Raw genomic sequence first — 23,337 nt, 5'->3', positions numbered from 1 at the left:
ACCCAGGTTTTCCGCTCGAAATCAGCAGGGGGGTGATGGGCCTCTTCGCAGGCAAGCCTGCTCCCACAGGATCTGAGAGCCAACTTGTTGGCGACGCGGCTTATATGAACCACCCCGCCTACAGCCGACAAGACTCGCAGTCGGGTCGAAGCCATGAGCAGATATCTGGAAACGGAGATTTCGATGGGTTGAGATCAGGCAAATCAGCAACGGGCGCAGTGGAGGGCGCGCTGGAGCTAGACAAACGGGCGATAGATGAGGTGATGGCTCCGGCAGAAAAACCGGAGCGTTATTTAGCGAGGGGGGCCTTTGTGGAACACAGGGCCAATGCGCCAACGAATCCCTCGGGCAACGCCAGTTCTGAAGTACGGCACGAGAGTTGTTTCTCTTGGGACCACTCATCCAACGCCCGACCTCGGCATTTCAGACGCGCTTCATGGGCACACCAGGCTTGGGCGAACGCCTTCTCACGCTGCGCAGGTTCAATGTCCATTAACTGCGCCGCGACGACCGGACCGAGATAATCAAGCGCCACCGCGTGCCAATCTGGCGTTTGCTGCACCTGCATCACGTCTACGCCGACTTGGCCGTGTAAATTCACCGCCGCCAGCGACAGGGTGCTTTCGTGGCTGATCGACAAACCCACTTCACCGATACCCGAAATGACAATGTGCGGCCGTTGTCCTGGCGTCGACATAACCACGATAGCCGACTGCGGCACATTCAGGGTCAGTGCGAGGGTTTCGGTTAACGCCTGCCGAATGTGATCCCTGGCGTAGACTCGACTGGCGCCGACCGGGGTTGCGGTGCGCAGCAATAGCACGCCGGTCCGTATGTGCGACGGCGGACCAGGCCATGGAAATACGGTTAAGGCGTCGAGCGCGTTAGGGATCATGCTCGGGCCGGTGCCGCCGGACAACCGGTCCAACTGCTGGTGGCCGGAATGTGTTCGCCTTTCATTACCAACGTCAGCGGACCAAGGCGTGCGTCGTCACCCACTTGCGCGCTGTACAGCACGGCGCTGCGTGGCCCCATGTAGACTCGCTTGCCGATAACCACGTGATCGATTTTCATTATTCGGTCTTCGAACAGGTGGGTTTGGGGGCACACACCTGCGTTCAACTCGCTGTCATCGCCAATGGAGACGCAATCGAATTCGGTGATGTCTGTAGTGTCCATGTACACCCCTGGGCCAATCTTGCAGCCCAGCAGATTGAACGCCAAAGGCAACCACGGCGTGCCCCTCAGGTAACGCATGAAGTTCGGCGCCGCCATGCTTTCGTAGACACTGGTGATGCTTTCGGACACCCACACAAACGGGGTCCACATTGGTTCGGCGCGCTTGCGATAACGGCCCATCAGCAGCCATTTCAATGCCACGACAAACAGGTAATTGCCGACGCCATACGCCAGTCCAATAAGGGCGAGGTAGCCGATCACTGCCGCCCAGCGACCGTCTTTGGCCAGCGGCATCAAATCGAGCATCACGGTGTAACCGACCGCGACCACCAACGCGTGAGGTACAACGATGCGCACCGCTTCAATCGATCCCCGTGCTAACCGCCGCAGGGGCGATGGGCGAAAGGTCAGGGACTCGGGGTAGCTGCCGATGACCTTTTCCCGCGCCGGCAGATTGATTGGCGGCGAACCGAGCCACGTGTCGCCGTCCGACAGTTGTGAGTTGAGTGGCGCGTGGGAATGAACGCCGATCAAGACGTTCTCCGGCAACACGGTGCCGTCTGGAATGTAGCTGCCATTGCCGACGAAGCTACGGTGGGAGATCACCGTTGGGCGCATGGTCATCCAGCCACCGTCGATCTGCTCGTCGCCGAGCATAACGGCGTCGGCAATGAAGGTTTCATCGCCCAGCGTCAGCATGTCCGGGATAACCCCTTGGGCGGTGGAAATCTCGGCGTCGCGGCCGACCTTGGCGCCTAGCAGACGAAACCAGAACGGCGCATAAACCGTGGCGTAAATGCCGGACAACACGTTCAAGCTCGATTCTTGAATATGACTGACCAACCATTTGGCACAGTAGGTCGTGCTGTGAACCGGGTAGCTGCCAGGTTTCAGGCGCGGCAGCGCGATCCAGCGCAGGGCCGCCGATAACAATGCAGTCAGCACAATCAGTACGGCACTGGCCGGGAACGCCAAGACGAAATAGCGCGCCAGTTGCACGACAACGGAGTCACCTTGCAGCCAAGGCATAACGCTCTGCACGTCAAGCCAGTCGATCAGCACAAAGGTCGGAAACACCGGGATGAAAAACAGCAGGGCGACAAGGAGGATGCCAAACACGAAAAACAGCGTCTCCCCGAGACGACGTTGCTGCGTGACGTCAGGCCTTGGTCGCTGGGATCGAGCATCGAACGCGCCGACATCCCGTGCTGGCGAACCTTTCCAGACCCGGCCAGCCGGTACCTTGCAACCCTGAGCCAGGGCTGATTGAGCCTCTAAATGGCCGAGTTCGCCGACGGCAGTGCCGCCTTCCATCACCACATAAGAACTGACGCAGGCGTTGTCGCCCACGGTGATGGCGCCCAAGTGCAACTCTCCGCGTTCAACACGGGCGTTTTCGAAGCTGACCCCGTTGCCGACGCTAACCTCGTTACCGATGACCAACAGCTCTGGAGCCCGCACGTTCATCGAACCAATGATGACCTCGCTGCCGATTTTGGCACCGAGCGCACGCAACCAGAGGGGGTAAAGCGATGAGCCACTCAACAGGTACACCGGCGCCGACTCGACCAGACGGTCGGCAGCCCACCAGCGGTAATAGGTCACGCCCCACAACGGGTAACTGCCCGGTTTCAGCCGGCCCGCAATCAACCATTTACCAATGATCGCGACGCCGAATTGCAACACGGTAGCCGCTAGGAATACCGCCACCGAGGCGACGGTGGCGAAAGCTGCGGAGTCGCCCGAATTGCTGGTAAGAAAGTCGTACGCAAAAAACGGCGCCAGCCATTGGATCATTCGTAGGCAGACCAGCGCCGGTAATGCCAGTGCCTGAGCCGCGCCACAGCGCCAACGACGAAAAGCTGAAGGCGGCGTCCACGTCACGTGGGCCGGGCCTTGCTCAGGGGTTTGCTCCAATACGGCGGCGATGGCACCGACGCGACGCTGATGATAAATGTCGCGCACGGTGATGTGGGCAAACCGTGCATCGGCGCGCAAGGCTGAGGCCAGCCGGGCGGCGAAGAACGAGTGGCCGCCCAGATCTGTGAAAAAGTCAGCATCGCGGCGGATTGGCTGGCTGGGGAAGAGTGCTCCCAAAGCTGCAAACAGAAACTGCTCGGCCGCGCTCTCAGCCACGTCGGACTCAAGACTGGCGCTGCTGGTATCAATGCTGATTGGTCGGGACTTGAGCGTTTTACGGTCAATCTTCCCAGAGGTCAGGCGCGGCATGCTGTCCAGCAGCTCGAACCGCCCCGGTACCATGTAGGCCGGTAAAGACGCTTGCAGGGTTTTACGCAACTGAGCGGCCAAGGTTTGGGGCGGCAATACAGTGTCCGCGACCAGATAGGCAATCAGTTGGTCGATACCGTCTTCGTTGCGCAGCAAAACCGCCACCGTGCCGACGCCGGGCTGCTGCGCCAGCAGGGATTCGATTTCACCCAGCTCAACCCGGAAACCGCGAATTTTTACTTGATCATCGGCCCGACCCAGGCACTGCACCTGGCCGTCGACGTCTATTCGCGCCAAGTCACCGGTGCGGTAAAGGCACTCATCGTGGTAACCCGTGGCCCATGGATTGGGCAGGAATTTTTCCACGGTCAGGTCCGGCCGCCCGAGGTAACCGTCGGCCAAGCCGGGGCCGATGATGCACAGCTCGCCGGTCTGACCACGAGGCAACAGGATTAACGGGAGGCCGGCCACCACATCGGGGGCAATCACCAACAAACCATAATTGGGCAATGGCGTTCCGATGGTGACCGGCTGCCCAGGCGACAGCCGCGCAAGGCTGGCCGAGACTGTCGCTTCGGTGGGTCCATAGGTGTTGAACATCTGCCGACCGGCCCGGCTCCAGCGCTCTACCAACGACTCGGGGCACATCTCGCCGCCGAGGTTGATCAGGCGCAGGCTCGGCACGTCTTCGCTGAACAACGCCAGCAAAGTCGGGACGGCGTGCAACACGCTGATGCGCTGCTCGGTCAGCATGCGTGGCAAGGTTTCCGGGTCGCCGCTGGTTTCTTTGGGGCCGATCCACAGCGTCGCGCCCACCAGATAGGCGATCCAGATTTCTTCGAACGACATGTCAAACGCTACAGAGAAACCTTGATACACCCGGTCCGCCGCGCGGATGCCAAGCACCGCGTTTTCACTGCGCAAAAAGTGGCAAATGCTGCGCTGGGAAATCACGATGCCTTTGGGCTTCCCGGTAGAACCCGAGGTGTAGATCACATAAGCAGGATGCTCCGGCAACGCGCCGTGCCGACGCAACAACGCACCCTCCCCTGGACTCAACAACGCCTCGGCAGTCCACAGCGGCAGACCAATGCCGGACAAGCTCGACGCCAACGCCTCACAACACACAACGCCCACCGCCCCCGCGTCGTCCATCCAGATGTGCAAGCGGTCAACCGGCGTGTCCTGATCCAGCGGCAACCACGCCGCTCCCGCCTTAGCGATACCCGCTTGCATCACCAACAATTCGATACCGCGTGGCAGCCACAACCCGACAATCTGCCCCGGCAACACGCCCGCATTGATCAAACCCGACGCCACCTGATCCGCCTGCCGATCCAACTCGCGATAGCTGAGCTGCCGATCCCCAAAAATCAAAGCAATCTGCCCCGGACTGCGCAGCGCACTGGCTTCGAGCAAATCGGCAAGTACCTCCTCACGCAATAACTCAGGGCGAATCGCGCCATACAGCACGTCTGATAAACAGACGCTCTGATCAGGCTCCAGCAAAGTCGAAGTATTCATGGGGGAGGCCTTCGGATTATTGTTTTTGGAAGTATTGGGGGGCGGCGGCAGGCTGTCCCTTTAGGCGCTGGGGCTCGGCAAAAATGAGTCTGTCAGAGGAAAGCTGTACGGAGGTTGAACGCTTGGTGTGGGTGGGGAGCGGGATGGGGGATTGCGAAGATGGGGTAAGGTTTTGGGGTTGGTGGCGTTGGGTGGGACCGTTTGTCGGGGGAGTTATTTAGAGTTAGATGCGTTTGAGGGGTGATGCGCAGGATGGAGGTGTTATCGAGGGTTAGATGGGGCTAACAAAAAAGGCCCCCGGCTGCTTGAGCTGGGAGCCTCTGTTTAGTTCTTTAGGAGCGGTACTCTAGAACGGTTATGAGTACCAGACAGTCAGCAAGACGAACGACTGAGTGGGCTTAAGCTCATATCTTATTGGGTATTGGACGGATCATCACTACACCGGAACCTTATCAGTGTAAGGTTTTTCGTAAATTTATGCCGTGCAAGGCTTAGGAAACTTTACAAAATCGATAAGTGTATTTCTCAAGCTGCTTGTCTGAACTTCGCTTAAATTCAGACCAACGGTACGAGCCTCAGAACATAGAGTGCCAAACGATTTCCATTGAAGGCCTGGAGTCACGTTTGTAGCATCCGCCTCCACCAGCCTAAAATTGAATGGAGCATATATGTATGGCGCCTCGACCGAGGCGCCGCGTGCACACAACGCCCCGTTGAGCTGAACATACTAGAACTGTAAAAATTCTAAAGCAGCCCGTTATAACCCACTAGAATTTTCTAGGCGGCTTCTTGATTGTGAGCTTAACTTGGCTAGACATCGGAAGTCCGGACCCACTGGACTGGATTAGCTCCAGGCGATCCTTTTCCATATGATTAGCGATGTCTCGCTCAGAATCCTCACTCCACACCACATGGCCCTCACCTCTCCCGACCAGTCGGGAATTTAGGAAGCCGTCAATGTGGGCAACACGCTGCGGATCACAGGTGATGTAACCAATCGGGACCGTCGCCGCGCTCTCGTCACTGGGCTGAAAGTGGTACTGCACCACGGCCAACTGCCCAGGGACCAGGAAGATCTCGAACCGGTCCTGAAGATCCGCTCCTTCGAAAGCAATTCCGTTAGGAATCCGATTGTGATACGTGCTGCGCAGCTGGCCGAACTCCCTTTTTTCATCGAATGGGACGATAGCGGTAATTCGACCTTTGACGTGAGGCGCCTCACTGAGCTTCTCAGCGGTCCTGCGGCAGAAGTCGCTGATCAATGTCCCGTTGGCTGCCCACAGAGGCACAGAGCTCGACAGCCACAATGCCGAGTGAACCTGACCCTCTGGCCAGTCCCGAGAGAGGTCTTCGAGCATCCGCCCCAAAGCAATCCGGTTGTTGTTCTCGTAAATCGGCCCGATCATAGCCCTAGTGGCTTGGCTGCCGTAGCCCGTCCTACGTTCCTTATGATCGATCAGCCACGTGTTGATATCCAGACCTCGGTCATCTAGATAACGGGTCAACACTTCATCCCCGAACTCCTCACAATAGGCTTGGAGAGTCATGCCGCCCTTAGGCATCCGTAGGCTATTAAGATAGTCGGAAATCTTGGCTTCGAGCTCCATACTTAAGGGGCGCTGGCGAGTGCCGCCAACTTTCTCGGCAACGCGCTTGATGACTTCGACATTGCCCGCCTGGGTTGGCAGCAGACCGATCTCCAGATCCACCTGAATGTTCACTGGAGCCGCCTGATCGCATGCACCGACCTTATAGAGCCTGGTCTTCCGAGCTTCGGACTCGGGCAGCTTGGAGAAATCCAGAAAAGCGCGATACTGGTCGCCGAAAGCATCTGCCACAGCCTGAACGGACCAAGCTTTATTTTCCGCCGGCACCGGAATTTGCGGCAGCCCCCAGCGAGTGCGATTGTTCTGACTGGCCGGCATTATGGTCTTGGTCAGCAACTCAAAAATCGGGCGCTCGATCCGCTCTTCATACTTGGTGAGACTCGGACTGGCCGATGTGCTTCCCTTGGTGCGATCTGTGAGCATCGCTGAAGGCGTCAAATGTCCGTCATTCGTATAGACGGCCAGCTTGTTTCGGATGAGAGTTTCGATCAATACCTCGCATTCGCGCTTGGACAAGCCGAAATACTCACGAATCTCTCCAGGCAGCACTTCGTGCAAGGCCAACAGCAGACGACACGTGAACTCCTCTACCGCAGGCAAGGAGACTTCCTTCGTCCATGAGCAGCTTATTTGATACTGGTATGCAGGCAAAAGCAGGGAGATTGTGTTGCAAATGCGAAAGCCTGAGGCATCAACAGCTTGGTATTCTTCACTCATGGCGCTGACCCTCGATCACAGTGGTGCCATCTACGATTTCGTAATCGTCAGGTGACTTGGCATGTTGCTCGGTCACATAACTGACCACACTCCCTAGTGCAGTTGGTGTATTCACCCCGCTCCACATTTTCTTGGAACCGATGATGACTAAGCGATCTTTGGCCCGGGACAAGGCAACATTGATTCGCGATTGATCAACAAGAAAGCCTTGGAGGCCTTTGTCATTGTTCCTCACCAAGCTAAGAATTAATAACGTGTTTTCGCTGCCTTGGTACGAGTCAACCGTATCGATTCTGACTGCATCTCTAAGCGGTGCCGCCCACTCAGCACGACTCAACTCTTCCTCGATCAAGCGCTTTTGACCTCGGTACATGGTGATCAGCCCTATGGGTTGAGGGTTCATCGGCGTACGTTTGGCATTCAGCTTTTCCATGTGTTCGGGTCTTGCGAGCTGACGCAGCAAGTGCAAGCAAATCGCAACCTCATGCTTGTTGACGAATTTACCCTTCTGGGGCTCATCCTCATTGACCGCGCGGTCTCCCGAACCACTGTCGATCCAGCTGACAGGTTTGTTGAACGGATACGGAAGTTCATCGCACCACGAATCCGCTTTCTTGCGGTAGCTGTGCAGCTCGTCGTTATAGAAGCAGTGGCTGACAATGTTTCCAATCGGCTCAATCATTCGGTACTGAGTGTCGAGGGTAATGCCATTGTTCACCGTAAAGGCGCGCTCGAAGTCGGTCTTCACCACTTCACGCTCATCAATCTGCAGGTTCCTGGCCACTGCGCGCACGTGTTTTTTCTCGTACATGGGGGCCAACTGCTTGTGGTCACCCACCAGCAAAACGCGGCGCCCGCACTGCATGGCAATCATGAGCTCCGAAGCTTGCGCACGGCCTGCCTCGTCGACGATGACCCAGTCGAACTCCATCTCTTCGATGTGCAAGGCTCCCGCTCCAATGCCTACCAGGGTGCCGCACACCAGTTGGGAGGTCTTGACCAGAAACTTGTCGTAGTTGGCCGCTCCCGAGCCCAAAACATCGATCCAGTCCTGGCTGATGCTGATCAGGTTGTTCAGGCGCTGCAGGGCCAGCTGATTGGTCACACCGTGCTGGCGCGCCACCTGGTTGGACAACTCGCGCCAGAACTCGGGCGCGGTGGGCGAGGGCAGGGTGAATTCATAGCCCCGGCTGTCCATGTGATGCTGCAGTGACTCGACACAGCTTTTGATCTTGTTGTCATAGTCGATCACCCTTTCGCTTCGGATTTCTTCGCTAATTTGGCGCTTGGAAGCGATATCGTCCCTCTGCTTGGTGTACGTGCGCATACGATCGAGAAGCGGACTGATGCTGCGGTGCAGCTTGGCCAGTTCTTCGACCAGATCTTGGCTGAGCATGAGCCGGGAAGCCAGGGCATTGATCCGCTTTTCGTACTCACGTTGAAACTTGAAGCGGATCTGGCGCTGAATTGAACTGGAATGGCACTGGAGCATCTGATCGTCAATGGCCGATTCGTGGCCCAGGCGAATGACGCTGATGTCTGTGCCGAGCTCTGAGCACAGTTCGCGAGCCTTGAGCGCGACCGTGTCCACCGAGGCATGTGATTGCCCCACCAGCAGGATGTTACCCGCCAGCTCATTTTCAAACAGGTAGTGGATCAGCTTGGTGACGAAGGCGGTTTTCCCCGTGCCAGGCGGCCCCTGCAATACACCGATCGGCCCTTCGGAGATTACCCGCTGGAAAGCTATGACTTGGCGTGGATTGAGTTGCCCCTTATCCGAGTCATAGCGCTCTCGGATAGCAACTTCATCCGGGATCTTGCCAGTCACCTTGGACTGCAGGGCCCCGGCTTGATCGAAGTAGACAGGGAGGTGAGCAATTCGGGACACTCCGTTGAGCACGCGCTCCATGGCTTTCTTGCGGCGCTCGCGAGAGGCGTTGTTGAGTTTGGACTCAAAAATAAGCTCCGTGCCCGGAGTCAGCTTCTGTTTGACGCTGCGAATGCCGGCAGAAAAAATACGCACAGCCATTCGTGTTGAACTGCACTCTTCGGCCACCACCTCACCAAACGGGCGGTTCTCGCCCTCCAGGAAGATGCCGATGTCACCGGCATCTTCGTTGAAGTCTAGATCCTGGCCATTTTGCGGCACATAGGGAATGAGTAGTGCTCCACTAGCGCTCTCTTCAAAGGCGGCATTCTCGATTTCGACGCGCATCAGCTGGTCACCTTCGGTTTCCAGCATTGCCTTCCAGATTGCCGATGGCCTGATGCTCTGATCGGCGAACTCATCACTGTCTTCACAGCCCTCCTCTTCACCTGATACCGACTCGGGTTTCTTCAGGAAGCTCTGCACGGGCTCTTGGCTCAGCAGAAAGTGTACGAACGCCTCATCAGTAGCCTTGGTTGAAATACCTTTCTGAACGGTGATGGGTTGGATGAAGGTAGCCTGAGCTTTGTGCCCTGCCGAAATGTAATCGCTGAACGACACATCGGAGAGCCAAGGCGAAGACAGCGTCTGGTGCACGGGATCAAAATTGAATGCCAGACGCCTGTCCAGCGCGGTCAGCCTGATGTATAGCTGCTCTGGATTGCGGTCAGCGCGCTCGACCTGCAGGTAATACGCAGACTCTCTGCCCTGAAGTAATGTCTCTTCTGTGGGCCACCGGAAGACGTCAGCGACAAATTTCAGCGCAGGTAATTCAGGTGCGATAGGCTTTCGAAGAGCTTCGAGCTCTGCCTTGAGGGTCTCATTCAGTGGATCGATGGCAACGGGAATCCCGTTCGGCTGCTCTTTAGCCAAAGCTAACTCGGCGACCAGAGATGTAGGGGCTTCAGCTCCTAGGAGCTCGCCTACGATCTTGTAGAGCGCATAGCAGTCGCGACCAAAGCTGTCGGTGCTGGCCGGGTTTGCCGGGCCATATTCGACATTGTAGGGATCAGAGGTGTCGCCAAAATCGAGTGCGTCAATGAACATCAGCGAAAGAGGGTCACCCTCATCGCTTGGACGAACCAGAATGTTGTCTGGGTGCAGATCCCCGTGCGCAAAATCTAGGCCGTGCACGTTGATCAGCAGATTGCAGAGTGCCGAAGCGGCCTCCAGCTTTTGCTCAAGCTTGTCCAGGGTCGTAACAAATTCAGGCCAGCCAGTGCCCTGCTCGAAGCGCGTGACGACAAACAGTCCGTTGCCGCCTGCAAACATGCCATGGGTCAGCAGCGCTGGCAGTGGCAATTCGTCCTCAAGGGACTGCTCAATGCGCTTTCTCATGCGCAGGATACGGCGGTTGGTGCCAGGATTCTTCAGGTCGACCACGGCCTTCGGCCAGAACTTGAATAGCGCCTCTTCAGAGTCGAACACACACCGATAAACCATTTTCTCTGCAGTGCCGATAGGAACGATCCCTGGCGCTGGCGGGAAGTAGCTCATCAGCATGTAGGGGTTCCAATCGGCCTTGACGAAATCGCCCTTGGCAATCTCCTGCATGACCTCCTGGGTGTCGTCATATTGCAGCGGTTTGCCGATCGCCAGGGTGTTAAATTCAGCGAGCATTTCAGAAGCATTGGCAAAGCGGTTCTTCTGCTCTAGATCCATTGCCTTGGCGAAGAATGCGTCCAGTTTGCCATCGAAGGGGTCACTGGCCACCGAGCGCCATACGCAAATACCTTCTTCTAGGACAAACTTGGCGCAGTGAAAACAAATCTTGTGGGCGACCAGGGCCAGCAGGTAGACGTCTTTGGCAAACGGGCTGAGTACATCACCCTGTGAGGCATAAACATCTTCTGGAAGGAGAGTCGTGTTGCTTTTTAGACGTTCGGCCAGATCCTTGACCGTGCCTTTGTCAGGGACGAAGGCTGCGTGGAAACTGGAGGCCAAGACGATGCGCGAATCCTGAGAGTACCAAAGGTTCTGCGTGTCGATGTCCCGGTGTGCAAAACCCATGCTGTGCATTTCGGCAAAGGGCGCCAATAGGGCCTTGGTCAGGTCAAGACGATCATCAACCGACCATTTGTGGCCATGCAGATTCAGGTGCTGCTCAAGACGCAGGGTGTTCTTGCGAATCTCGAATAGTTCGACGCAGTCACTAGTGATGTTGTCCTCAACCATCGGGGACAAAGGCCTGAGAAGAAAATCTTCTAGCGGGCTGTTCGCAGCGCTGGCGGTACGAAAGACAAAGTCTTCTCGCGTCACCACACGGCGCCAAGTCTCGTCATCGTGAAATGCCAACCCCAAAGCTGCCAAATCCCAGCGACGCATCATGGCCTTGCCAATAGGAGGGCCGACGTTGGTGGCGGGATACTCACTGAACAGATGCTGATCATGCACGCGGTCTGGGGCATGAGCAGCGGTGTATTCTAGATATTGGAATTCAGCAAGTTCTACACGGTTACCCCGAAAGAAGCTGTCGAAAATGGGCTGGGCTTTGTTGGGTCTTAGCCTGCCCATTTCGTCGAACTTGATCATTCGCACTTGCTGAACGAGGCTCTCATAGCCTTTGCCCGCGATCTTCAGAAAGTCTTCAAGGGTGTGAACATACTTGCGCTCCCCTTCAGGCAGGTGCTCAGGCGTCGCGCTACCACAGAGCACCACGTGCGCTTCGACGTAGGGGTCGTAGGACAGCTTGTGTCCTATTTCTTTTTTGAGAATGGCCGCCAGACGATACCCCTGGTCTCGCTTGCGGTGATAGGCACTTTTGCCCCTGTTCTGCTCGCCACGCGGGGTGGTAATGATCCAGTTGCCATCATAGTTGGTCAGCTTGCCGTGCCATTCTTTGAGTTCGACCACGAGCACGCGGTCATGCGTCACGACAATGAGGTCGAACTCCATCGACCCCTGCTTATCCGCAACCAATACCGATGCGTAACCGAACCAGCTCTCACGCAGGTGCTTTTGCATCTGATCCAGAGCGTTTGTCTCGCTCTTGTGCAACCCATTGCCCCGAACGACGATTTGCATAATGGCTTCCCTGTTGCCGACCTGCAGCCCATGGAGCGGCGCCTAGGGAATAGTGCCTCCTTGGCAACCAGCTCGTCTCAGCCACAGCTCCTGCTGGCTTTTAATAAACGCTGTCAGTGCTAGCTTCAGACTCAGATAAGTCCCGTAGGCTTGTCCCTGTATCCCGATTGATGCGAATGGTATCTGAATGATGGCATTGTGCCCATAGACAGCAGCTACATTGAACTGGTTGTTTGGTTCTCCTTATGAGCGAGTAATAGCATATAGACATTAGCCCAGCTAAGCTTTGATGGCTGGATCAACACGCTTAGCGGAGCCATCATGGATGAAATTCACTATTTTTTTGTAATCCCTGCCCTCACGGAAGAAAAATTCACTACCTTTCAGGGGTTCCACCCTGGGTTAGCAGAAGCAGAATCGATACTCTTATTTCATGCCCTGTGCTGCGCACCAAATACTCCATTTGAAATTTTCTATACATATGAACAACTACTTGAGTCAAGGCGCGAATCTTCTTTCAAGAATGCGACTCCCATAAGCGCCTCGCATATAGATTCCGTTCCTGATACACATAGCGAGTGCTTTTGTATTTTCTTTTGTCGCCCGGTAGATTTAGATTCCGTCATACGAACCTGTAGAAAATTTAAACATCCTCCACTCATTGTAAGCCTCATCGATCATGATACCTATGACGTTATAAACCTTCAAAACCAAACCACACCTTTATCCCAAGTACTCGATCAATACATATCGATTCACTTACACAAAACAGGTCAACACCCATCCAAAGAAACTAGAAGCACTTACAACCTCAAAGCTCCTTTTCCTATTCGCTCTTCCGGTGTCACAGTAGCTGGAGAACTAACACACCACGCACTGGGCTTCGAGTTCACAGAGTCAGAAACCTTGGTCGCATCCGACCCAGACTCTTATATAGACGCAATGCTGGAAAATGCGGACTCAATATTCAGTATCATAAATACCCAAGCATATGACGGCCGCCAAGAAATCGTGTTGTACGCACCATCTGTGTTTACAAAATACCAAGATATGAGCAGCATTTACTGGAATCAAATCTTACGAAAGGTAAAATTAAAGTGGCACCGAGAACTAATAAAAAATGGAATATTCAAAAACCGCCAATATTCTGGAATATCCGTTGAAGGGGCTGACAAAAACAATCCATATCATGACCCGATGGCTGGTTTAATAATAGCTTCCCGACAAAAAGAGCTTTTTATAACGAATCTTTGTGCAGCCTTCATAGCCACCAGTGAGTTTTTACCCGCAGCTCGGCTACCTAATAGTGTAAATCTGAGATCTAAACAGCTCAAGGAAATTGAACAGCTTTCGAAAAAAGAGAACCCTAATTCAAGCCAAAAATTTCAGCAAGCCTTTAGAAAAATAACTGAGGGCTTAATCGGCGACATAGACGAAAAACTGATCAATCACATCAATACGAAAAGCGGCGCTTGCAAAATACTAAGCGATGTCCCAATAGAATGGCTATACTTCGACAAACTTCCGCTGATGATTAGTCATGAAGTATCGAAAATACCAACGACACCGGGCAATATGCTAATGCAACTCAGCTTCGCAGGGCAGAAAAAATATATCCACAAAGACTCCCTACTAAATGTATTAGTAATACGCTCATTCCGACCAAGCGACCCAATTAAAAATTATCTTCAAGTAGCAACCGAGACTTTCCCTTTCAAGCATGGCCTCTCCGTAAAAATAATTGACGTCGAAACAATCGAAGAAACCATATCTGCATTGAATAGCTACAATGGTGCGATTGTGATTTTTGACTGCCATGGCGACCATGACGGTCCTGAGGGTATTAGTTGGCTTGCAATTGGGGAGGAGAAGTTGAATACATGGGACTTATATGAGAAGGCAAGAATCCCGCCTATAGTTATGCTCAGTGCATGCCTGACTAGCCCAATAAGCGGCTCTCATGCATCTGTAGCAAATGGGCTACTTCGATCCGGCGCACTTAGTGTTATTGGAACATTTTTACCAGTAGAAGCGACGCCGTCCGCAATATTTATGGCAAGGATTTTGTTTAGGATAGACAGTTTCCTGCCAGTCTTAAAGGTACTAGACTTTAATGCAATTTCCTGGCGAAGCATGATTAGTACGTTTTTGAAAATGTCCTATACGACAGACATGCTCCATTACTTCAGAGACGACTTAGCGCTGATTAATGATATACAATATAATGAAATTCATATTCAGGCAAGTGAGGACATAAACTCACTAAACCCGGACTGGCACGAAAATATTCTTGAAAAGCTAGCCAAACTGACATCACTACCCCCTAGCCACTTTATCGACCAAATAAAAAATAACCATCCAATGATGGAGACGATGAACTACTGCCAGCTTGGCCGACCAGAAACCTTAATAATATTGACTGATAAAAAAACACATACCACTCAATAACCAAATGAAAAAGCGAGAAAAACCTGACTCTTCATATTGAGAATATTTTCCCAAGCAAATTTCGACGACTAATCACAAGGCTATCTAACTTCTTTATGGATTGTATTTACGCGACGACTAATTACACTAAGGCGACCGGCCATAGCTGAAGCCGTCAAGCCTCAGCCGGGACTCGAAGTGATTGGATCCCACGGGGTCATGGCATTAGTATGGCGATATATCACGCCCCGTCGAACAGAGCATCGCCATGCATCCACTATCAGAAGAAGCAGAATCGCTCCAAAACATTCTGGTCTCGCAGGCTACAGGCGGTAAAGAGGACGATACGGCGTACCTGATGCTTAGACGCGCCCTCCTTGATGACCCTACGCTTGCAACGATGCTACCTCGGTTCGTCAACACATGCCGCAGCCTCAGTCAGTTTTGGCAATATATAAAGAATAAGTACGGCACATATGCGGAACGCAGAGCTTATCTCTGGGACCAGTTCCGTCCGTTGCTGGACTACGTTGAAAAAGGTAATTTTTCACCTGCAGACGATGTGGTCACTGGTGCAATTGAGAGATTCGACTCAGAGAATGTAAGGACAGCTTGGACGAAATCGCTGGAGAGGCGCACGACTGACCCAGAAGGTGCAATCACAATGGCGCGAACCCTTCTCGAATCTGTCTGCAAGCACATCTTAGAGGAAGCAGGTGCCAAATATGAAGAGACTCCGGACCTTAACAAGCTGTATCGCCAAACAGCTGAACAGCTCAACCTTGCTCCCTCTCAACACACGGAGAAGGTCTTTAAACAGATTCTTGGTGGATGCACATCAGTAGTAGAAGGACTGGGCGCTCTTCGAAATCGACTCAGCGATTCTCATGGCACAGGAAAGGCAGGCGTCAAACCAGCTCCAAGACATGCGGAATTGGCGGTTAATTTAGCCGGATCGCTAGCACTATACCTTTTGAGCACATGGGAGGCGAAAGCACCACTAACGGACTGAAAAAGACACAAGGGCCATTAAGTGGACAACCGACCGGTTGACCTCGAATAGGCGAATTATCGTCTTTACGTAGCATCGGTGAGCTGACCCTAGCTCATCCATGAGCGCTATCGTTCACCGATGACCTACCCCTAGCCCATTCATGAGCGCTTTCCCAGCTTAAGGCTTAACCATTCCTTTATATAAATATAAGCGCCATCTCTGATCATTTCTGCGCGTAACGATTGCAATTCATTCTCAGTAAGAACCGAGCCACAACGAGGACGCTTTCCAGAAGACCTCGATAATTCAAGATTGGTCAGTCTCGAAATTGTTTCGCTCATAGTTAGAACACCCAGCGGGCCTTTCGGGGGGATCTTCATAAACATGTACAACCCTCCATACACCAAACCTACCTAGCCAAGCCGCAATGAGTCATTGATTTAAAGAGCCTCAATGCAATATTACGCTCAGGGTCCAACCTCCGAAGAGCCACGATCCACAATCGGAAGCGGCGCATCCAGCTTCTCTGCAGAAACGTTAAATTTATAAGCGTTGTACTGCCAGCGAACAAACCGTTCCATCAGGCAAGCATTTTCACGTTCAAGTCGATGGTTTTCTGCCTCCAGCCGCCGAATCCGCTGCTCGGCAATACTCAAACTCGCCGGGCGTTTCGTGGAAACGAAACCTGACTTCATCCTAGCCTTATGGTGAGTGAACGCGCTCTTGATCTTCTCGTGCGAATTCAGGGTTTGGCGAGTCGGCCGCGTCCCTATCAACGGTTCAATAGCATCGCAGAGCCCCTCCCAGGTAAGCTTTCCCTCCCAGCCGTCAATCAGGCTGACAATCAGATCCAGGTCTTTTAGACTCAAATGCTTTGCCATGGCTTATATCCCCATCAACGCACGAAGCTCGTCCATATCTGGCTCTTCTTTGGGAGCAGGTAGGCTTGGCGCAGTTGACCGGGCGGCAATAGCACGCTTAAGCGGGCTGAACTCTTGGTTATTGCTTAAACGGATGATGGTGCCGTCAGGAGTGTCCTTCGACCAAAATCTCGATCAGTTGATCAGCCCGTTCCAAGGTTTTGATCTGATGCTGACTCCAGCGGTCGGCACCGTAGATACCGTCTTCGTTCGCCGCCTGAGCCTTGCCAAGCTGACGGCGGATACTGTCACGATGACTTTTGAGTCTTTCGAGCTTGTTGGCATCCCCCTTGACGCAGACTTGCTCAGTGCAATTCAGGCAGTCACGGTGCTTCTGACACGGAAGCATTGAATAGTCATGCACGCAGAAGCCGAAAATTGTGATGTGGGCAATTCCCTCCCCCGTGGCGTCAAGGTCAGCCAACGTCACTGGCGCGTTCTCCCTGATCTTGGTCAACGCGACACCAATACCCGCTTCCCTGGCCATCTCGACGTGCTCATCGGCTGTCATGTGGTTGTAGGTAGCGTTCTGGTGGATGTTGGCTCGCCCTGACCATTTAGCAATGTCCAATTGGCCTAAGCTGCCGCGCTGAGCCAGCGTATTCAGGTAGTGCCGAACTTGATGAGACCCCATAGAAATAGGGGTTCCATCAGGGTTTTTATAGCCATTCCGTTCCCAGATGCTGCGCTCTTGGCCATCGATGTAGTTGATGTCGGTGGTGAACGTACTCTTCCCCGGAGACCAGACAATGATCGGTCGTGCGGGATAGTCCATCCTCAGTTCGTTTTGCCTGAAACAGCAGAGCGCCTCCGAATACTTGATGTGCCGCTCTTTGTTGAGCCACGGCCACCCCTTCGGCAGCTTGCTGTGCATGAAGCCGTTCAAAAACCGCAATGTGACGTACCCGTTCTCTGCATAAAAGGCCGGAAATGGTTTGTAGGATTTCATTCCCGCTTTCAGCCTAACGGTAGCTACCGCCGCTACGTCACTCGGATCTAACCCCAGAGCAAGGCAGGCTTGGGTGTCACTTAAAGGGTGATCTTCACCGATGTTAGGGCAGTTTTCATGGCGATAGAACTTGTCCGGATGGCTTTCAATCCACTTCGCGAGCCTGCGCCCAGGCTCGGACATTTCTGTGAGACGGCGAACAGCTTCCTCAGCGGTTTGCATCAGAACGGAAGGAAGCCATTTAATATCAGATTCATATCCCTTCCCAGCGTAAAACCTGAGCCCGAGACGCTCTACGCCTTTGCTGTCGGTCTCCCGGTGCAGGCAGTTAAGGGGAAGGTCTTGTACTTCGCTAATGCGGGATGGAGCGCACATGCAGAGCGCAAAGATTGATGTAGTGAAGCGATCTCGCGCTCCCTGAAGGTCGTTGCTGAACATCTCCGCCATTGCCTCAAGTGTTCGCTCTGGAGGCATTTTGTCCTCGCGCCGTTGCTTGCCGACGGAATCAGTACGATGAATCTCCTTAGGTTTTTTAACCGGGTTCTTCCAGGAAATTGGTGCTGGGATGATTCGGCTTTGATTCAGGAATTCAACGAGTTTCGCCAAGCTGATGCCCGCTTGATATGAACTTGCGCCGTAAGTAAACGCTACCTTGGCGGCTTCATCCAAGACACTGATATCGGTCTGCGTGATGTCAGCACAGCCTTTGATTTCAAGCAAAGCAGCTTCAACGCAGCGAATGGCCTTGAACTCACTCTTCAGCTTGTTAGGGTTATGGCCTTGCTGATAACGAACGTATGCCTTGGCGAATGGAATGATGCCTGCGTCCAGAAGTTGCGCTTCGCTATAGCCGCGAGACGGAGCACCCTTTTTTGTGACGTTGCCTACACCTGGCCAAGCATGGCTGTACCAATCTAGATCGGCACCAAACACTGTAAGCCTGTCCCGACACATGACGATGAACTCATCAAGGTTCTGCAGGCTGGCAGCTTGGGCCTTCGGAATAAACTGAAAGATGTTAGACATTGGCGAGATCGCTCTTCATGGCATTGCAACGAGTTACTACATCACTAACTGCAAGAATGAGTCGGTCATTGACGGATGCGATCTTCAGGTCACCAGTGCCTTCATAAACGCCGTCACGCTCAAGAATTAGCTGATCTAAGACAGCCTCATGAGGTCCATCCAGCCAAGGCTGAAAATGAGAACAGGTATAACAGGCGACCGGGGCCAGAGCGCCACAAAATCCATAGCTCCCGCAGCTACCGACGTTGCCACCTGCACTGCAAATCCTGCTTGAACGATCCCCACCACGGCGAGCCTTGGTTTCATCAACAACAAGGACGCCTTGGAACGCTTGCGCAAGTGGAGCCAATTGCAGCGCCACAGCTTTATCGATGCGTTCAACGATCTCGGGAATGTTCCTCACATAGACGCCAGCATTTTGGATGTCGGAGTGATCAAGCGCTTGCGCGATGATGTATTCCCCTCTGCCTTCCCTCGCGAGGTTGGTCCCGAGGGTATAGCGGAAGCGGTATGGGTTAATGTTGGTGTAAGCGCCAGTTCTGTGACTGGTAACGGCGATCACTTCTTTAACGCTCGACATCGAGTGACCGATCTCACTCCCCCGGGCATGCAAAAAATCTCCTGCCAGTTGCGCCTCAAGGTCTTTATTCACGTCGTAGTGTTTGATTGCCGGAAACAGTGGCAACTCGGGCACAAGATTCTGCTGGTTAGACCAACTGCACAGATCAGAAAAAGTTGATTTTACATAGCCTGCCTGCTCATTAAGAAGCGTCCACAAGTCTTCAACAACCTCAAACTTAGAGAACGACTGGCGCCACCCCTCGTGCTTTTACTTACCACGCGGAAAATTGATGAAATAACGCTGCCCGACAGACATAAGGTCTTTAATTTTCAAAGCTGCGATTTGAGTTGGGCGTCTGCCAGTCATGGCCAAAATCATCGCGAAGCAAGTTGCTCGCAAATCGAGTTTTCCAATTGCATAACAATCAAGCACGCCTGAGACGATAGCCTCCATCTCAATATCTGTAAGCGGCCCATTTTCTGGACACATCGACTGTACCGCGTAGCCTTTTTCGCTCCCTTTGATCCTCCAGCCCTCCATCATTTTCAAGGTATCAGCGGAGGCTCCAGGATATCCAAGACTTACCCATGTGCGAATGAATGCACGCATAGGGCTCAGCTCCCACTCAGTATCAGCTATTTGTGAGCGGTAGGAGATCATCGATTCTGGACTGAATAGTGGGAGACTATGAGTCGCCTCAAAATAAGATTTGAATCGGTGGTAAAGTAATATCGTGTACTGCGCTGAGCAGGTCTCTCCATAGATGGCCAAAACCTGCTTAAATGTGCGTTTTAAATCGCCATCCAGCCATGCAGGAAGAGTACCAAAGTGGATTCTAACATCTTTACTCAGCCTCCACTTACTCGAGTAAACCTCCACTTCATAGCCATCTTTTGATAAAAACGAAGTGCGCTCATACCGGGCTAGGACTGCACTATTATTCACTATCACCAGATGACCTCCTCAAGTGTTTTATTTGCAATCCCATCACAGCCTTTCCAGCTGCTTCTTTGATATGGCGCTTGTTATAAATGGACGCAGTGCCAGACGTTTCACTCCACCCCATCAAGTAAGAGCGGAGCTTTTGTTCTCGCTCAGGGGTTATGCTGTCTTTATCGCAGCTCCTTGAAAAAATATAGTTCCAATGGTGCCGAAGGGCATGGGTATGCAGACCAGAAAATTCATCGGTTAAAGTCGACAGAGATGCAATAAATTTTCCGAAGCCAGAATTAGAAAGTGGCCAGCCCACAGTTCTTCCTGAGCGATGAATCACAAAAAGATATCCATGCTTACGAGCACCCGGAATCTTGTTGCGGAACTTGGCGATGTATTCATGGACTCGCTGCATCAGCTCAGGGATTAGAGGAAATGTACGCTCCCGCGTTTTAGCGACCGGCTGATAAGTTCTCGGATCTCCAACAGAGTCTGCACGCCGCACAATTTTGACCGTGTTTTTCGAAAAATCGAAGTCTTCCGTTTTGAGGTTCAGCAATTCTCCACGCCGCATTCCGGTGAGACGAAGAATTGTGAACATCAATGCGTTCCGAAATTGAAGGCCCACCTCAGTAACCGGGTTGGATGCGCTACCTGGCTTGAGAACTTCTTCAAGCGTATCCAAAACGGAGTCATCCAGATGGAAATCAGATCTGTCCTCGTCAGTTTTATCGCTAATCTTTGGGCGATTAGCTTTGATCTGAGCCACCATGACATCAATTTCCTGCGCGCTGGTCTCTGTTACTGGGTGCAATCTGCCCGCAAGAAATCCGACGTACCCAGCGATAACGGTGATTCGGTTGTACTGATTGTCCTTGGCGACCCTTCTATGACGGCCTTTGAGGGCCACGACCTGCTTGTCCTTTGAACACATATCTTCCAGAGGCTTTTGCATGAAGTCCCGCAAAGAATGGATCTCATGACGACAAAGCAGCTCGCTATGCTTAAAACGCGACTCTAGATCAAGGTCGTAGTAATTTTGCCAAGCGCACATGGCCTTGAGCGCTGATAGAGCGTTATTGATCGTGTTAATGGAAAGCGAGCGCCCACGCATCTCAGCGGTCACGTACAGCGCGGGATAATAAAGCGGCATGCCGGCGTTATCGACGAGGATTGAAAACCGTTCTCCTGACTCCCCCTGAAACCGTCTGATTGCTAACTGCATACGCACCTCGAATTACTTACGTAAATTCAAGGTATGAACCTAGTTAAAACAGGTCAACTTATTTTTTACAACGCGAAAACGAGAAAGCCCCCGCAATGCGGGGGCTTCCTGAAGAAACTTTACAAAGAAGTCTCTACGGTTCCTCAGAACGGAATATCGTCATCAAAACTATCAAAATCCGGAGCCGGTTGCGGCGCTTGCTGCTGGGGAGCAGGACGCGATTCGCGTTGTGGCTGGGATTGCTGCGGCTGCGATGACTGCTGCGGACGCTGCTGTTGAGGGCGTGGCGCAGAGTTGCTGTTGCCGCCTTGACCCTGTGGAGCACCGTCGCCTTGTGGGCGACCGCCCAGCAGTTGCATGGTGCCTTGCATGTCGACGACGATTTCAGTGGTGTAGCGCTTGATGCCGTCTTTTTCCCACTCGCGGGTTTGCAGCTTGCCCTCGATGTAGACCTGCGAACCTTTGCGCAGGTATTCGCCAGCGATTTCAGCGACTTTGCCGAACATCGAAACACGGTGCCATTCAGTCTTTTCGACTTTCTGACCGGTTTGTTTGTCGGTCCATTGTTCGCTGGTCGCCAGACTCAGGTTGGTCACGGCGTTACCGTTAGGCAAGTAGCGAACTTCGGGATCCTGGCCGCATGTACCGACCAATATGACTTTGTTAACCCCACGGGCCATAACGTTCTCCTAGGCTTCGCATTCCGCTGGCTCCGGGTCGTTGACCAAGCGCTCAAGGGAGTTGCGATCCAATAATTCGGTATCCAATTTGATATAGATTGCAGCTTCGTCACTGACGACTACCGCATCTGTTACCCCCGGGACGGCCATCAAACGCGCGATCAGGCCGCCTTCGCGTTGTGCTTCAGGCGTCAACGGCACGCGTAGGCTCGTCACATACGGTGGCTCGCGCATAGTTACAGCAAAGGCTAGCCAGATGGCGCATAGAGCGGCACCGCCGAGGAACACAATACTGAGTCCTCCGTGCTGAAAAAGCCAGCCTCCAAGAATGCCTCCTGCGGCTGAACCGAGGAACTGGCTGGTGGAATAAATCCCCATGGCCGTGCCTTTGGCGCCCGCCGGTGACACTTTACTGATCAGCGATGGCAGCGAAGCTTCCAGCAGATTGAATGCGGTGAAAAACACCACCGTTCCAATCACCAACGCCCGCAACGTATCGCCGAACGCCCAGAAGAATAGCTCAGTCAGCAACAGCACGCAGACGGCGCCGAGCAGGACGCGCTTCATCTGGCGTTTTTTCTCACCGTAGATGATGAACGGAATCATCGCGAAGAACGAAATCAGCAAAGCGGTCAGGTAGACCCACCAGTGCTGTTCTTTGGGCAAACCGGCTTTTTCGACCAGGGCCAAGGGCAGCGCGACGAAGCTGGACATGAGCATCGCGTGCAACACGAAGATACCTAAATCCAGTCGCAGCAGGTCGGGATGACGCAGTGTCGCGCCCAACGCTGCTCGTGCAACGCCCGATTCCCGATGGGTCAGCGGTCCGGTTGAATGCGGCACCATGAAGGCGACGACGAGAATTCCCAACAATGCCATGCCGCCCGTGGCCAGAAATAACCCGGACAAGCCGAACGCCCTCGTCAACAACGGCCCGACAACCATGGCCACCGCGAACGACAGGCCAATGGTCATACCGATCATGGCCATGGCCTTGGTGCGATGCTGCTCACGGGTAAGGTCCGATAACAACGCCATCACGGCTGCCGATATCGCGCCCGCACCTTGTAGGATCCGCCCGGCGATCACGCCCCAGATTGAGTCCGCGTTGGCCGCCAACAAACTGCCAAGGGCAAAGATAATCAAGCCTAAATAAATAACTGGCCGCCGACCGATTCGGTCAGAAATCATCCCGAACGGTATCTGCAGCACTGCTTGGGTCAGGCCATACGCGCCGATTGCCAAACCGATGAGCGCTGGAGAAGCGCCCGCGAGGTCCATGCCGTAGGTGGCGAGGACCGGTAAAACCATAAACATGCCAAGCATTCGGAAGGCGAACACCAGCGCCAGGCCGCTTGCTGCGCGGGTCTCGCTGCCACTCATGCGTTCGCTAAGGGGATCGTGCATGGAGAAA

The 23,337-nt window shown here is 53.5% G+C and carries 10 protein-coding genes and 2 pseudogenes; 2 read left to right on the top strand and 10 right to left on the bottom strand.

Annotation, left to right across the window (positions count from 1 at the left end; genetic code table 11):
• Positions 1-289: 289 nt before the first annotated feature.
• From RHM65_RS08950 to RHM65_RS08935, 4 genes are all read right to left on the bottom strand, one after another.
• The gene (locus RHM65_RS08950; protein WP_322184739.1) at positions 290-895 is read right to left on the bottom strand and encodes a 4'-phosphopantetheinyl transferase family protein; all 606 of its coding nucleotides are present in this window, start codon (positions 893-895) and stop codon (positions 290-292) included.
• Complete coding sequence (locus RHM65_RS08945; RefSeq protein WP_322184737.1) at positions 892-4,932, bottom strand: Pls/PosA family non-ribosomal peptide synthetase; 4,041 nt, start codon at positions 4,930-4,932, stop codon at positions 892-894. The genes RHM65_RS08950 and RHM65_RS08945 overlap by 4 nt, the downstream gene beginning before the upstream one ends.
• A 767-nt stretch (positions 4,933-5,699) precedes the next feature.
• Entirely contained in the window at positions 5,700-7,256 is a 1,557-nt protein-coding gene (locus RHM65_RS08940; protein WP_322184735.1) for a hypothetical protein, read from the bottom strand.
• A complete protein-coding gene (locus RHM65_RS08935) occupies positions 7,249-12,207 on the bottom strand; it encodes an AAA domain-containing protein (protein ID WP_322184733.1) in 4,959 nt (1,652 codons plus the stop codon). Before RHM65_RS08935 ends, RHM65_RS08940 begins: the two co-directional genes overlap by 8 nt.
• A 321-nt stretch (positions 12,208-12,528) precedes the next feature.
• On the opposite strand from RHM65_RS08935, the gene RHM65_RS08930 reads away from it, so the two are divergent.
• The gene (locus RHM65_RS08930; RefSeq protein ID WP_322184731.1) at positions 12,529-14,655 is read left to right on the top strand and encodes a CHAT domain-containing protein; all 2,127 of its coding nucleotides are present in this window, start codon (positions 12,529-12,531) and stop codon (positions 14,653-14,655) included.
• A 247-nt stretch (positions 14,656-14,902) separates the two neighbouring features.
• Entirely contained in the window at positions 14,903-15,646 is a 744-nt protein-coding gene (locus RHM65_RS08925) for an abortive infection family protein (protein WP_322184729.1), read from the top strand.
• Between the two features lie 449 nt (positions 15,647-16,095).
• On the opposite strand, the gene RHM65_RS08920 is transcribed toward RHM65_RS08925, so the two are convergent.
• From RHM65_RS08920 to RHM65_RS08890, 6 genes and pseudogenes are all read right to left on the bottom strand, one after another.
• Positions 16,096-16,509, bottom strand: coding sequence for a hypothetical protein (locus RHM65_RS08920; RefSeq protein ID WP_322184727.1), 414 nt, complete (start codon positions 16,507-16,509; stop codon positions 16,096-16,098).
• A 3-nt stretch (positions 16,510-16,512) separates the two neighbouring features.
• A pseudogene (locus RHM65_RS08915) lies at positions 16,513-18,523 on the bottom strand (integrase).
• Positions 18,516-20,036 (bottom strand): annotated as a pseudogene (locus RHM65_RS25305) (site-specific integrase). The pseudogenes RHM65_RS08915 and RHM65_RS25305 overlap by 8 nt, the downstream one beginning before the upstream one ends.
• Positions 20,023-21,243 carry a site-specific integrase gene (locus RHM65_RS08900; protein WP_322184720.1) on the bottom strand — a complete coding sequence of 407 codons (1,221 nt, stop codon included), beginning with the start codon at positions 21,241-21,243 and terminating at the stop codon, positions 20,023-20,025. The pseudogene RHM65_RS25305 and the gene RHM65_RS08900 overlap by 14 nt, the downstream one beginning before the upstream one ends.
• 143 nt (positions 21,244-21,386) lie before the next feature.
• The gene (locus RHM65_RS08895) at positions 21,387-21,923 is read right to left on the bottom strand and encodes a single-stranded DNA-binding protein (protein ID WP_322166316.1); all 537 of its coding nucleotides are present in this window, start codon (positions 21,921-21,923) and stop codon (positions 21,387-21,389) included.
• A 9-nt stretch (positions 21,924-21,932) separates the two neighbouring features.
• Positions 21,933-23,330, bottom strand: coding sequence for an MFS transporter (locus RHM65_RS08890; RefSeq protein ID WP_322166317.1), 1,398 nt, complete (start codon positions 23,328-23,330; stop codon positions 21,933-21,935).
• Between the last annotated feature and the right edge of the window lie 7 nt (positions 23,331-23,337).

The sequence above is a fragment of the Pseudomonas sp. CCI4.2 genome (assembly GCF_034350045.1).
Taxonomy (GTDB): Bacteria; Pseudomonadota; Gammaproteobacteria; order Pseudomonadales; family Pseudomonadaceae; genus Aquipseudomonas.
The sequence above is the reverse complement of the archived record's forward strand: the minus strand, read 5'-3'. Positions and strand labels throughout refer to the sequence as shown.